The organism is Mucilaginibacter conchicola (assembly GCF_003432115.1).
GTDB classification, from domain to species: Bacteria; Bacteroidota; Bacteroidia; order Sphingobacteriales; family Sphingobacteriaceae; genus Mucilaginibacter; species Mucilaginibacter conchicola.
Genome location: NZ_QWDC01000001.1, coordinates 1364972 through 1378283, shown reverse-complemented (window position 1 = coordinate 1378283; position 13312 = coordinate 1364972). Strand labels below are relative to the sequence as shown.

20 protein-coding genes are annotated in these 13312 nt (G+C 42.7%); 12 read left to right on the top strand and 8 right to left on the bottom strand.

The features are described from left to right. Positions 1-71: 71 nt before the first annotated feature. Both D0C36_RS06095 and D0C36_RS06090 read left to right on the top strand, forming a co-directional pair. Positions 72-860: an alpha/beta fold hydrolase gene (locus D0C36_RS06095; RefSeq protein WP_117391387.1), complete on the top strand. Its 789-nt coding sequence runs from the start codon at positions 72-74 to the stop codon at positions 858-860. A 104-nt stretch (positions 861-964) separates the two neighbouring features. Next, positions 965-1537, top strand: a complete 573-nt coding sequence (locus tag D0C36_RS06090) for a YceI family protein (protein ID WP_117390652.1) — start codon at positions 965-967, stop codon at positions 1535-1537. A 57-nt stretch (positions 1538-1594) separates the two neighbouring features. Here the strand turns inward: D0C36_RS06090 and D0C36_RS06085 are convergent, their stop codons facing one another. From D0C36_RS06085 to D0C36_RS06075, 3 genes are all read right to left on the bottom strand, one after another. Continuing rightward, positions 1595-2047, bottom strand: coding sequence for a DUF2147 domain-containing protein (locus D0C36_RS06085; RefSeq protein WP_117390651.1), 453 nt, complete (start codon positions 2045-2047; stop codon positions 1595-1597). A gap of 94 nt (positions 2048-2141) precedes the next feature. After that, positions 2142-2600 (bottom strand): DUF2147 domain-containing protein, encoded by a 459-nt coding sequence (locus D0C36_RS06080; protein WP_117390650.1) that lies wholly within the window; start codon positions 2598-2600, stop codon positions 2142-2144. Between the two features lie 56 nt (positions 2601-2656). Continuing rightward, a complete protein-coding gene (locus D0C36_RS06075) occupies positions 2657-3118 on the bottom strand; it encodes a DUF2147 domain-containing protein (protein ID WP_117390649.1) in 462 nt (153 codons plus the stop codon). A gap of 125 nt (positions 3119-3243) precedes the next feature. Between D0C36_RS06075 and D0C36_RS06070 the strand changes: the two genes are divergently transcribed. From D0C36_RS06070 to D0C36_RS06045, 6 genes are all read left to right on the top strand, one after another. Then, positions 3244-4008, top strand: coding sequence for a class I SAM-dependent methyltransferase (locus tag D0C36_RS06070; protein WP_147321939.1), 765 nt, complete (start codon positions 3244-3246; stop codon positions 4006-4008). Between the two features lie 97 nt (positions 4009-4105). Then, a complete protein-coding gene (locus tag D0C36_RS06065; RefSeq protein ID WP_117390647.1) occupies positions 4106-4612 on the top strand; it encodes a GNAT family N-acetyltransferase in 507 nt (168 codons plus the stop codon). A 30-nt stretch (positions 4613-4642) separates the two neighbouring features. After that, on the top strand, positions 4643-5506 hold the full coding sequence (locus D0C36_RS06060; RefSeq protein WP_117390646.1) for a helix-turn-helix domain-containing protein: 864 nt from the start codon (positions 4643-4645) through the stop codon (positions 5504-5506). A gap of 95 nt (positions 5507-5601) precedes the next feature. Further along, positions 5602-6141, top strand: a complete 540-nt coding sequence (locus tag D0C36_RS06055; protein WP_117391386.1) for a carboxymuconolactone decarboxylase family protein — start codon at positions 5602-5604, stop codon at positions 6139-6141. 162 nt (positions 6142-6303) lie between these two features. Next, positions 6304-7503, top strand: coding sequence for an ROK family protein (locus tag D0C36_RS06050; protein WP_117390645.1), 1200 nt, complete (start codon positions 6304-6306; stop codon positions 7501-7503). Between the two features lie 34 nt (positions 7504-7537). Next, positions 7538-7978 carry a hypothetical protein gene (locus D0C36_RS06045; RefSeq protein WP_117390644.1) on the top strand — a complete coding sequence of 147 codons (441 nt, stop codon included), beginning with the start codon at positions 7538-7540 and terminating at the stop codon, positions 7976-7978. A 6-nt stretch (positions 7979-7984) separates the two neighbouring features. Here D0C36_RS06045 and D0C36_RS06040 read toward each other — a convergent pair whose 3' ends face one another. From D0C36_RS06040 to D0C36_RS06025, 5 genes are all read right to left on the bottom strand, one after another. Then, positions 7985-8644, bottom strand: coding sequence for an MBL fold metallo-hydrolase (locus D0C36_RS06040; RefSeq protein ID WP_117390643.1), 660 nt, complete (start codon positions 8642-8644; stop codon positions 7985-7987). Positions 8645-8695: 51 nt separating this feature from the next. Then, complete coding sequence (locus tag D0C36_RS06035; protein ID WP_117390642.1) at positions 8696-9340, bottom strand: HAD family hydrolase; 645 nt, start codon at positions 9338-9340, stop codon at positions 8696-8698. Between the two features lie 46 nt (positions 9341-9386). Beyond that, positions 9387-9539, bottom strand: a complete 153-nt coding sequence (locus D0C36_RS24495; RefSeq protein ID WP_158557085.1) for a hypothetical protein — start codon at positions 9537-9539, stop codon at positions 9387-9389. Between the two features lie 88 nt (positions 9540-9627). Further along, positions 9628-9828, bottom strand: coding sequence for a hypothetical protein (locus D0C36_RS06030; protein ID WP_158557084.1), 201 nt, complete (start codon positions 9826-9828; stop codon positions 9628-9630). A 166-nt stretch (positions 9829-9994) separates the two neighbouring features. Further along, positions 9995-10450: a VOC family protein gene (locus D0C36_RS06025; protein WP_158557083.1), complete on the bottom strand. Its 456-nt coding sequence runs from the start codon at positions 10448-10450 to the stop codon at positions 9995-9997. A gap of 108 nt (positions 10451-10558) precedes the next feature. Here D0C36_RS06025 and D0C36_RS06020 point away from each other — a divergent pair, with 108 nt between their 5' ends. The 4 genes from D0C36_RS06020 (at position 10559) to D0C36_RS06010 (ending at position 13311) form a co-directional block, all read left to right on the top strand. Further along, positions 10559-11221, top strand: coding sequence for a Pr6Pr family membrane protein (locus D0C36_RS06020; protein ID WP_117390639.1), 663 nt, complete (start codon positions 10559-10561; stop codon positions 11219-11221). Between the two features lie 138 nt (positions 11222-11359). Then, complete coding sequence (locus D0C36_RS24490) at positions 11360-11524, top strand: hypothetical protein (protein WP_158557082.1); 165 nt, start codon at positions 11360-11362, stop codon at positions 11522-11524. A gap of 44 nt (positions 11525-11568) precedes the next feature. Beyond that, on the top strand, positions 11569-11856 hold the full coding sequence (locus D0C36_RS06015) for a hypothetical protein (protein ID WP_117390638.1): 288 nt from the start codon (positions 11569-11571) through the stop codon (positions 11854-11856). 204 nt (positions 11857-12060) lie between these two features. Further along, on the top strand, positions 12061-13311 hold the full coding sequence (locus tag D0C36_RS06010) for a metallophosphoesterase (RefSeq protein WP_117390637.1): 1251 nt from the start codon (positions 12061-12063) through the stop codon (positions 13309-13311). The last annotated feature ends 1 nt before the right edge of the window (position 13312 follow it).

The window sequence follows — 13312 nt, the reverse complement described above, 5'->3', positions numbered from 1 at the left end:
TTTTATTGTGCGCGTTTCTTAAATCCTTATCTTGCTCAAAAATTATCATGCGCCTTAAACAACTGCTCCTAATGGCAATTATTCCGCAATTATTATCGGTACTGGGCTACGGCCAAAAAATACCCTACGGCAAAAATACTGCTGTGGGTAAGTACTACCAGGTAAATGGCATTAAGCTGTACGTAGAGGAGTATGGCAAGGGTGAGCCGCTACTAATGATACACGGTAATGGCGGCGATATGAGCGCTTTTAGCGAGAACGTGCCTTACTTTGCCCAAAAGTACCGCGTGATATTGGTGGATAGCCGCTCGCAGGGAAAATCGGTAGACCCCAACCCCAAGATCACTTTTGAGCAAATGGCTGATGATTTTTCGGTCTTGCTTGCACAGTTGCATATTCCTAAAGCTTACGTATTGGGTTGGAGCGATGGCGGCATTGACGCCATTATGATGGCCATATACCACCCTGAGAAAGTAATTGCCTTTGCCGCTACCGGTGCTAACGTAACGCCGGATGCCGGCTCATACGCAGACCCAAAAGGTTGGGACGGCGGCAAAAAATATTACGAAGAGAACAAGAACAGGATTTGGAAAACGGCTAAAGAAAAGAACCAGTGGAAGATGTTTATGCTGGATTGGGAGCAACCCAACCTAACTGCTGCTGATCTGCATAAAATAAAATGCCCCGCCTTTATCATAGCGGGCGACCATGATGTAATAAGCGACAGCCACACCCGTTACATGGCACAAAACATCAAAGGGTCAAAGCTTTGGATAGTGAAAAATTCGGGCCATGGAACGCTTATAGAACATGCTGCCGAGTTCAACAAGAAGGTGGATGATTTCTTTATGAAAAAGTGAATTGTCATACACATCTCAAAAAAAGATGTTTAAACATCTTTTGTAAAAACCTTTTCTACATTTGCATCACAATTGAAAATTAAACTAAAATAAATAACCCAAAAATGAAAAAGATCTTCACCCTACTTACCCTTGCATTATTTGCAACTGCAGCATCAGCACAAAGCACCTGGACTGTTGATAAAGCACACTCACACGTAAAATTCACCATCACCCACTTAGCAGTGTCTGACGTTGATGGTACTTTTAAAGATTTTGATGCATCTATCGTAGCTGCAAAACCAGATTTTAGCGATGCTAAATACACTTTCTCTGCTAAAACTGCATCTGTTGATACTGAGAACGAGAAACGCGATGGCCACCTAAAAGGCGCTGATTTCTTTGATGTAGAGAAATACCCTACACTATCTTTCGTAAGTACTTCAGTTAAAGCTGCAGGTACCAACAAATACAAAGTAACAGGTAACTTAACTTTACACGGTGTTACTAAAGTGGTAACTTTAGATGCAGCTTACCGTGGTACTATCACCAACCCAATGACCAAAACTCCTGATGCTGGTTTCAAAATCACCGGTACTATCAAACGTTCTGACTTTGGTTTTGGCAGCAAATACGGCTCACCAATGCTAAGCGACGAAGTTGAATTAGTTGCAAGCGGCGAGTTCTTAAAACAATAAGTTTTAATTGATTGATAAATAAAAAGCGGCGCTTCTTTTTAAGGAGCGCCGCTTTTGTTATATACGTTTAAACGTGAGTGTTTTGCCTATAAATTTAAAGTGCCAGTAGCCTTTTACTTTTAACTCGCCTTTATCGGTAATGTAGGCGCATGAGTTCCAGAGGCGGCCATGCTGGGCATCATAGATAACACCATTCTCCCAGGTGTTGGTATTGGGCGAGTATTCCAGTTTCTCCAAAACGTTCATCCCAACAATTTTACGGCTGCGCAGGGCCGGGTCGGGGTTTAGCCTGTCAAGATGATCGTCAAGTTCTTTGCTGTCGTCGCGGTCATCAAACCAAAGTATCTTGGCATGGTACTCGGTATTATCTTTTGACACCTGTATCACCAGATCTTTGTCTACCGACATCCATCTGCCGCATATTACTTCATCACTACGAACAGAACCCGCAGCGCATGTAAACGCTGTAAATAAAAGGGTGATCAGGGAAATTTGTAATGCTCTAAACATAATCTACTCGGATGACATTGGTGTGACATAAATATATGCAACAGCAATGTTACAATCCAAATAAATTAACAGAAATATTTTCCTGATTTTTTGACTATATTCTTTTGAAAGTCAGTGTCTTGCCTATAAACTTAACGTGCCAGTATCCTTTCACTTTTAGTAAGCCGTCTTTGGTGAGGTAAGCAGATGAATTCCAGTGGCGGCCATGTTTAGCATCGTAAATAATACCATCTTCCCATGTATTGGTGCTTGGGTTGTAGGTAAGCTTTTCTACCACGTTCATGCCTAATATTTTACGGCTGCGCAGGGCTGGGTCGGGGTTAAGGTCATCTGTCCAGTAATCCATGGGCTTGGTATCATCATGGTCGTCAAATGCGATGATCTTTGCTTTAAACTCACCGCCTTCGCGGTAAACCTGCACGGTAAGGGCATCATCAATCAATTGCCATCTGCCACAAACCATCTCATCAACCGAAGCATGGTTAGGTGTACTGTAATTGGTACTGCTGTACAACATTATGATGCAAAAAATGGAGAGGAAGCGTTTTGTCATGGTATTGTCTTTAGTAGTTGATACTAAGGCAATACAAATGCCAAATTAAGCCAATGTTAAATACGGTGAAACACCATAGTGCGGCCAAGTAGTTTTACTTTCCAGTAACCTTTAACCTTAAGTGTGCCGCTGCCATCTAAAGATGCTGCAGCGCTCCAGTATTTACCGCTTTGTACTTCGTAAATGCGGCCGCCTTCCCATGAGTTTGATTTGGGATTGAATTTTAAATTTTCTACCACATCCATTCCCAATACCTTACGGTTGCGCAAGGTAGGGTCGGGGTTCTTTTTATCGGTAATGCTTTCCATGGGTTTATCTTTGGTAACACCACCGGTAAAGTGTATCATTTTTGCCCTATACGTGCCTTTATAAGGATACACTTCAACAACAAGGTTCTTTTCGCTCGATTCCCATTTGCCGCAGATACGGTTTGCATCGGCAGATGCATCAATATCAGGCTCGGTAACCGGTTTAAACGAACAAAGAACAAATAGGAGAATAACGGAAAGTATACGCATATAATTGGCCCCAATAATAGGGATTTATGCAATAACGCGTAAATAGGATTTTGTTTTGTGCGTAGAGACGAAAAAGTTTATAAGAATTAGAATATTTATTAAATTTGATGTTAATAAACCTTATTATGATCAAAATTACCCGCTTATTAATGTTGCTATGGATAGCGCTATGTTTAAACGCTTGTAAAAAAGATAGTACTCCAGCTGAGCCTGCTCAAAAAACTTACCTTCTAAAAAGCATAACAGTAGATGGCCATGTTGATGAATCATTTGAATACGATAGCAAAGGCTTGATAAAAACGTGGTCGTTAGACAACTTTGAATATAGTTTTACTTATGATGCCGAAGATCGCCTGAAAGAAGTTAAGTTGTATGAGTTATCAAAATCTGCATCTACTTGCAAGTGGGTTTACAGTTACTCCTCAAATAAAATACTTTTGACAAAGTATTATGACTATCAAGATACGCATAGTGTTTCAAAACAAACTTTTGAGTTAACAGGCAACAAGATCACGAAAGCTTTTTTTGATGAAGACGCGTCTTATTATTATTCGTACAAATATGATAACGCCTGGAATATTATACTCACAAAAAGCGTTGACGAAAAAAATCATAGTAGCACCGAAGATAAAATAACTTATGATGACAAAAAGGGCGCTTTTAGCATGATGAAGGGGTACAACATTTTCTTCTTTTTGGGTTCTCTCGCCCCTAAAGCTGGTTACACTAATAATATTATTGAGAAAGCTGTTGTAGGGCAAGAAGTTTATGAGCACACTACTTATCAATACAATGCTGATGGCTTTCCGATTTCAGGAACTACAAATTACAGGGATTTTGACGGTAGCCATTACGATGTAAAGTTTACATATGATTATATCATTAAGTAAGTTGAATTTTCTACTGTAAAGCATTAAGAACTTATTATAGCTCAAATAATACATTTGTAAAAGCCTGCTGTAAGATATAAATAAGGTAATATCGCCTATGATCCGCACCGAATGGATACCTTCAGCCTATGCTGATAGTAATACGCCCGTCATCCGCAAGGCTACTTTGGATGATAAGCCAATCCTGCTGAGGTTTGAGCAAGGCGTGGTAGAAGCAGAGCGCCCCTTTACCCCGGAGATGAAAGCCGGCGAACAGCAATATTACGACCTCGATTGGTTGCTAACTTCGCCGGATGCTTATTTGGTGGTGGCCGAACTGAACGGTGAACTTATTGCCAGCGGTTATGCACGTATCGATGCATCCAAACCCTATTTAAAGCACGCAGAAGAAGCTTACCTCGGTTTTATGTACGTGGTGCCGCAGCATCGGGGTAAAGGCCTTAACCGTTTGGTTATTGATGCCCTGAAACAATTTGCATTATCCCGCAACATAACCGAGTTAAGGCTGGAAGTTTACAGCGAAAATGCATCGGCCATAAAAGCCTACGAAAAGTTTGGGTTTACGTCTTATCTGCTGCAGATGCGCATGGGTTTAGGCGAATAGTGCAATCTTGTATATTTGCTGCACTGAGCCATGAAACTAACCCTCAACGATAGCAAAAGCGAAGGCGTGATATCCATGTGGATGGATGAGCCGCAGTTCGATAGGTTGTTTTACACCCGCGACCGCGAGCACCGCTACCTCACCATTGCCTGGAATAAAGGCCCTGCCCAAACTATCACCATTGATGAAGTGCCTTACAATATGCCACAGCAAAGCATTGTGCCGTTAATGGTAAACCAGTCGTTTAGGTTTCAGCGCCCTGCCGATATTGTGGCCTGGCAGTTTAACCGCGAGTTTTATTGCATTGTTGACCATGATGAAGAAGTAAGCTGTGTAGGTTTCATCTTTTATGGGTCAGATAAGCAGGTTATCATTGAGCTGGACGAGGCTTCGCAAAAGAAACTGCAACTGCTCTCAGAGATCTTTATTGAAGAGTTTAATACCCGCGATAATATCCAGGCAGATATGTTGCAGATGCTCCTGAAACGCCTTATTATTATCATCACCAGGTTGGCGAAAGCCCAGCATGCGGCGGGTGTTGCCCAGTCTGATGATCGCTTTAACATCATCCGTAAGTTTAATTTACTGGTTGAGAATAATTACCGCAACCAGCATACGGTATCGTTTTATGCCGATGCGCTGAACAAATCTCCTAAAACGCTCTCAAACCTTTTTGCGCTGTATAATCATAAATCGCCGCTGGCGGTGATACAGGAGAGGATAATGATGGAAGCGAAGCGACTACTCAATTATACCGAAAAATCGGCCAAAGAAATTACCTACGAACTGGGTTTTGAGGATACGGCCTACTTTAGCAATCTGTTTAAAAAACATACAGGCGTTTCGCCTACCGGCTTCAGAAATAATAAGGTTTTGGTTCCCGAAGGGAAATAATTACAAGTCGGCGGGAAATCTGTCTATTGGGTAGGGGCGTTTGGCGATGCACCTTTGTAGTGTTGAAAGCAATTAAAAAAATCAACCTACACAAAATGGAAAAGTTCACAGTACCAACCCGCGAAACCGTAACCGCAGAAAACCAGGCAATATTTGATAACCTTACCAAAGCCATAGGCCATGTGCCAAACCTTTATGCCGTGTTTGCCACATCAGACCATGCATTGGGTAACTACCTTGCCCTATCAAGCGGCAAAAACTCATTACGCGCCAAAGAACGCGAAGCCGTAAACCTGATAGTGAGCCAGGTTAACGATTGTTTATACTGTTTAAGTGCCCACACTGCCATCAGTAAATTAAACGGCTTTACCGATGATCAGATATTAGAGATCCGTGGAGGTTCAGCTTCATTTGATACCAAACTGGATGCGCTCGTAAAAGTTGCCAAAAGCATCACCGAAAGTAAAGGCCATGCCAATGAAGCCACTATTGAAGCCTTCTATGCCGCAGGTTATACCAAAGCAAACCTGATAGATGTTGCCATTGCCGTTGGAGATAAAGTGATAACCAACTACGTGTACGCTTTAACTGATGTACCTGTTGACTGGCCTGCTATACCTGAGTTGGTAGCCTAAGTATAAAATACTCTAAATAAATAAAGCCACTGTTATGCAGTGGCTTTTATCTTTAATGTAAAATTTTAAAAAGTTTTTGCACTTTTTGCTGTGTAGTTAAAAAATGCTACATTTAAAGAGTAGTTTTGCCCGAAACTATTTAAAGTAAGCCTATATAACCACATGGAAATTAAGAGCACCGGTGTAAAAAGCAGCTGGTTAAAGAATATGATCATCAAAAGGTTGTATTTTGATAAGGCGATGTCGTGCGCGGGTTTAAGTGTGCTTTTTGATAAAAGTATCCCCTCAATAGCCAAGGCTATTAACGAACTGATAAAAGAAGGTTTTGTGGTTGAGCAAGGCTATGCGCCATCAAGCGGCGGCCGACGCCCGTTGATGTACGCCATTAATGCAAAGGCCATGTTTATACTTGCTGTGGCTATGGATCAGCTATCGGCACGTATCCAGATGCTTGATCTAAATAACAGCCCGGTATCAGATATGATAACTGTTGAGCTGAAGCTGCACAATAATGACAATGCGTTGCCGCAACTCATAGCTCATTTGAATAATTATATCGCCCAAACAGGTGTACCTAAAGATAAAATTGCCGGTATCGGCATCGGCATGCCGGGCTTTATTAACGCCATTGAAGGTATCAACTATACCTACCTTGATGCGGGTGGCGAAAGCCTGAGCAAGTACATTGAACGCTCTACAGGTATCACCACCTATATTGATAACGACTCGAGTTTGATAGCCCTTGCCGAACAGAAGTTTGGCATAGCCCGCTCACAGCAGGAAGTAATGGTGATAAACCTGGGCTGGGGTATAGGCCTGGGGATGATCATTGATGGAAAGATCTTCCGCGGGTATAATGGTTTTGCGGGCGAATTGAGCCACATACCGCTGTCTGACGATGGTGAACTTTGCGTATGCGGTAAACGCGGCTGTTTAGAGGCCGAAGCATCAATGCTGGTTGTGGCACAAAAAGCCGAAGAAGGTATTAAGAAGGGCCGTGTTACCAGCCTGCAACTGCATAACGGCGAATCGAAATTAATGGGCGATGCCCTGATGGAAGCTGCCAACCAGGGCGACCAATTCGCCATAGAATTGCTTACCGAGGCGGGTTACAAAATAGGCAAGGCTTTGGCTATCCTTATCCATATCATGAACCCGGCTAACATCGTTTTGAGCGGTCGCGGTGCCAAAGTAGGCAAAATATTGATGGCTCCTATACAACAGGCGCTGCATAAATACTGTATCCCAAGGCTGTCATCGGGTACGGAGTTGCTGATCTCATCATTAGGTTTTGATGCCGAGCTGATAGGCGCGGCAGTACTGGTAATGGAGAATTTTGACAGGGAAGAACAAACTATTTAACAATAAGGTAATCTGCGCATCCTAATTTTGTAGGATGAAACAGACCTATACCTTATTACTATTTTTATTTGTTGCCCTATCGGCTTGTAAAAAAGAAGACAATAGCCCTGCCGCTAAAATTGTAGGCAAATGGTACATCCAAAAAACTGTCGACAGGGTGTTTGACGCTGATGGTAAAGTTACGTCAGATCTTACACTCACCTACGGTGCCAATGAAAATGGCTATATACTTTTTAATAAAGATAAAACCGGTCAGATATACATCAACGCATCTGGCACTCCGGAAGTCCATCAATTCAATTACGACGCAAGCCAAGCCAATAAAGTTATTTTATCTTACAAAGATTTAGATTTGAATACTGATTACCAGCTAACTAACGTTGATAATAATCAGATAATTTTAAGTATTGAGAGGCCTTTATCTGATCAAAATTCTGTAAAGCAGCGCAGTGAGATATACCTGATCAGGAAATAGACAAGCTTAAATACTTATTCCGTCGCCGATCTCAATGATCTGATGGAATTTGATATCTGTTTTTGCAAAGTGTCTCTGATAGTTATCATAGCGCTGTTTAAGAAAGAATTCTTTTGCGTAGCCATCATGTACCGGTAGTATTTGTTTGGGCCTTACACGGTCTGCAAAGCCTGCTATACGCAGCTCGTTGGCAAAGGGAGCCATGGTTACCATTATCAGCACTTCAATATCCGGGAACTCTGTCAATCGGGTTTCCATTGAATCAACCGGGTGCAGTACTTTATCGTTGATGATAAAGCCCGTCATCTGTGGGATGGGATTGTCAAGCAAAGGCTCGTGCTGTACCGGAAAAGCTTGTAATTTAAAAGGGCCTAATTCAAAAGTGCCTTCTTTTAAGGATTGATAGCTGAGACCTTCTTTAGCCAAGGCTTCGCCTACCTCGTCATTGGTGTAAACAGGGGCATTGCTAAGTTCTACAATCTTTTTCAGGTTTTCAGTATCCAGATGATCGGGGTGGATGTGGGTGATGATGATGGCATGTACATCGGTAAAATCATCAGGCTTAACCCTTCCTTCGGCAAAGGTGAATTTGCCCGGGTCAAACAACAATTTGTAACCCTTATCTTCAAAAACCAGGCAGGAGTGCAGGAACTTGGAAATTTTCATGTTTAACAGCAAAGTTTTAGAATAAACCCTGCCTGCATGCAAAAGTTTGGCTTACAGGATGTCTTTTAATTCCTCAAAGTGGTTAATAGTGGCCACCATACCGCTTTCAACCTTACCAAATCCGTACGATGCAAAAATGAACGGCACGCCTGCTTTGGTGGCCGAGTCATAATCGCCCATGGTATCGCCCACGTAAACCGGTGCCTGCAGGTTATGGTCGTTCACAATATCGCGGATGTTATCGGCCTTTGGGTTTCCTTTGGTACCATAGCACTGGTGCGCCAGGAAATGCGGGTGCATGCTATGCAGATCAAGGAATAATTCGATATAGCCGCTTTGGCAATTGCTTACAATGTATAACTTGTAGTTTTTGCCAAGATAGGTCAACGTATCTGCAAGGTTTGGATATAACTCGCCGCCTTGCTTGTGCAAGATGTCCAGCTCGGCAACAGAGCAAAGCTTTTGTACTTCGGCACGTTGCTGCTCATCAAGGGTAGGAAACAGCTTCATGAAGATCGTATCGTAGGTCATCCCTGTGATAGAGCGTACACGTTCGCGGGTCATCACTTCGCCGGCCATATAAGGGGCCTGGTCAATAGCGGTTTGCCAGGCGCGGGTTATGGTCTCGGTGCTGTCCCAAAGCGTACCATCCAAATCAAATATAATGCTGTCGAATTTTCCTTTTAAGCTTTCCATTTTGCAGTTATTGCCGCAAAAATAGATTTTATTTCGAGCCCGCCGGTTAATATATCGGAAATTGACCAAATGCGTACATTATCGTCATGATAGGGGTAGCCATCAGTAAAAATACGCGTGCCTGTTCAACTTTATCAGAATCGCCTTTAACAAATACGTGGTTAAGGTCGGTTATTATGGTGTCAATTGCTTTTTTCATGGTAAACAGATTGTGTGTTTCTGTTTATGTGACCATAGCAATTTTGAAAGGTTTAACGCGCAGAGCAGGCTAAATTGTAAAGTGCCTGTTACTCATCAAATAAAGATGTATTGTGGAAATTCCAGTCCTCAATATCAATAACACCGGCTTTGGTTTGGTAGTGGCTATCATCATTGGGGCATTTAACTACATAGCGTATGCCATCCACCAGTGCAACCACCGGCCGCGCGCCACAATACTTACAGTTTTTTACAGGTATAGATGCAGGTATATTTACATAACCCTTCATGATATGATATGAAGTTTCAATACGCATACAGACGCTGATCTTAGTTAATGTATAACACTCCCGTTAAACTAAATACAATTTAAGAAACCGCTATTGCAGTTTTAGCGTTGGTATACAGTTAGATACGTATTGATAATGAAAAGAGTTGCCTTTTTATGAAAAAGGTTTATTTGGCATCATTTACTTCTATCCAGTAACCATCAGGGTCTTGAATGTATACCTGCGATACGCCGTCAACACGGTGCTCTATCTGCCCCTGTACTTGTTTCCAGTTACAGTAGGCAATGTTTTTGGCTTTCAGCATCTCCACAAATTTGGGTACCGACGGTACGCTGAAACAGATATGATCGGCAATTACTTTGGTGGTTGAGCAATCGCTCTGGATAACGTGCATGGCAATGTTTGGCGCAATGCTATACCAGGTATGCACGGTATCTTTAAACGGGTTAGAGATGATCTTAAGATTTAGCACCGAGGTATAAAACTCATTGCTTTTTTTAAGATCTTTTGAGCAAAGGGCTACGTGGTTAAACACTGCCTGTGCTTTAGTTACAGCGGGCAAAGCCAGCATAGCGGCGCATACGGCAGCACCGGCCAATATTTTAGGTACAGAGATTCTCATCGTTTTCAGGTTTTGGTAAATATACATCAGTAATTGTATACGGTACAGTTTAAACTAAATATTTATGGTAACAATTGCCGTTACAATCAATAGGAGTATATTGTGGCTATGAACCAGGCTAAAGCTCATCCATCACTAAGTAATCGTGTCCGTGCGTTCAGCGCAGTAATTGCTGTTGTTTGTTTAGCTGCCGTTGGGCTACAGCTGGCCATCTCATTGCCGGCTTACTTCGAGAAAGGGCGTTCGCTCGGTGGTTCATTGGTTGAATATTTTAGCTATTTCACTATCCAAAGCAATTTGCTGGTTGCTTTGGCAACAGGTTCTGTTGCGGTAGGCGGTTTTTCGGACAGGTTTTTTACCAGGCCTAAGGTGCTCTCTGCAATTGTAGTTTATATAACCATAGTATGCGTGGTATATAATGCGGTATTGCGCGCAATCTTCCACCCCGTAGGTTGGGGGCGTGTTGCGGATGAGTTACTGCATGTGGCAGATCCCCTGCTGTATATCATCTTCTGGTTGATGGTAGTGCCTAAAAACGGTATCGCCTATAAAAGCACATTAAGTTGGTTATTGTATCCTTTGGTGTACATTGTTTACATCCTTATCCGTGGTGCATTCACTGCCCGCTACCCTTATTTCTTTTTAGATACCGTAAAATATGGTTACCCCAAAGTAGCTGTACACATCGCTATTTTGGTGGTGGTTTTCTGGATGTTTTGCCTGCTATATGCCTTTATAGCACAGCGTATTAGCGCTCGCAAATCAGCTTAATTATTTCTTTCTTTTTCATTATCTCCGTTTGTAACAAGTGTGTTATACACCCTCTGCGGCATTAAACTTGGATACTTCTATTCAGTTTAATATTTAAACAAGAGCAATAAACAAAGCTTAATAAGGAGATTTTCAATCATGAAAAAAAGCATCATAAAAATAATGGCAGTACTGGTATTAGGTACCGCATTGTTCTCAAGCTGTTCAGTAGATAACCGCACCCGCAGGTACGGCAGATACGATAGGTACCACCACGACAGGTATCACGACCGTTATGACGATCATCATTACCGCGGATACTAAGCACTAAAATAACTCAAACATTAACCTTAAACATAAAATAGATCATGAAGTACTTAAAAATATTTGCCGTTGCCGTAGTAGCTATGTTTGGTGTTAACACCGCTAAAGCACAGGTTTCCATATCCGCACAAATAGGCACGCCTGCACCCGTGGTGTACGAAGAGCCTGTATATGTAGCGCCACGACCTGTTTATCACCGCCCTCCACGCCGTGTGGTGGTGGTTGAGCGCAGGCATTACCGCCCGCGTTATCATCGCCCGGTATTAGTATCAAGAAGGTCATATTATCACCGCCCGGCGCATCGCCCGGTGTTGATGAGACGCCATCACTAATATTAAAGCCCTCACACTGTTAGCGTGAGGGCTTTTTATTTATAAACTTTTAGACAACATCATTGCCGTTGGCTTCAGCCAACGGATAACAGGAGTGATTTTTACAGTAGTTGTTTGACTTTTGTAAAATAATAGTCAAACAATGGCTGTTTTGCCACCAATTGCTGATCCTTTTATATCTTGCAGTCTTTAGCTCAATAAATTATGCACAGAGGCGGTTTATTCAATTTCTTTTTAATAGCATCAGCAATCACTTTCCTGATGGATTGGTATGTATTCAATGGATTACGTACCCTTACGCTCGACTGGCAATCGCGCTTTGCAAGGTTGGCGCTGCCATGGGGCTTTGTGATCGTATCCGTTGGCATCACGATAACTTTTTTGGTTGGATTGAACAGTTTCAATTCATCAAAAGGGATGACACCTTTCCATGAGTGGATGCTGAGCCTGTTCCTTACCTTTTTTGTAACCAAGCTGGTATTCTGTATTGTGCTTTCACTGGGCGATCTGGGCCGTTTTATAGCAGGACTGGTTGGCGAACATAAACAGGGCGAACCCTACTTCCCTAAGCGACGAAAGTTTATCAGCGAGCTGGCGATATTGCTGGCGGCATTCCCTTTCACATCGTTCTTTTATGCCATGTTCCGTGGTAAGTACGATTATAAAGTACACAGGCAAACCATTTATTACGATGACCTGCCCGATGCTTTTGACGGTTTTACCATCACTCAGTTATCAGATATCCACTCGGGCAGTTTTGATAATGTAGATGCCATGCAACGCGGTATTGATCTGGCGAAAGCCCAAAAATCAGACCTTTTTGTTTTCACCGGCGACCTGGTGAATAACGCTGCCTGGGAAATTGAACAATACATTGACCGTTTTGGCCAGATAAAGGCGCGTTTCGGGCAGTTCTCCGTATTAGGGAACCACGATTACGGCGACTATATTTTATGGGACAGCGAGCAGGCCAAACGCGATAATCTTGATAAATTAAAACGCCACCATGCCGAACTGGGCTACCGCTTGTTGCTGAACGAGAATGTGGAGCTTGAAAAGAACGGGCAAAAGATCTCACTGATAGGCGTAGAGAACTGGGGCAAAGGTTTCATCCAAAAAGGCGACCTTGATAAAGCCTTACAGGGTGTTGATGATAAGGCGTTTAAAGTGCTCCTCTCTCATGATCCTACCCACTGGGAAGAGAAGGTGCGTTATCATAAAACCGATATCCATTTAACGCTTGCAGGCCACACCCACGGCGCACAATTCGGGGTTGAAACGGCAGGTTTCCGCTGGAGCCCTGTGCAGTACCGCTATTTGGATTGGGCCGGTTTGGTTAAGAAAGATAATCGCCATTTGTATGTTAACCGTGGTTTTGGCTTCCTGGCTTTCTCGGGCAGGTTGGGTATTTGGCCGGAAATAACGGTTATCACGCTTAAAAAGAAAAAAGCTTAAC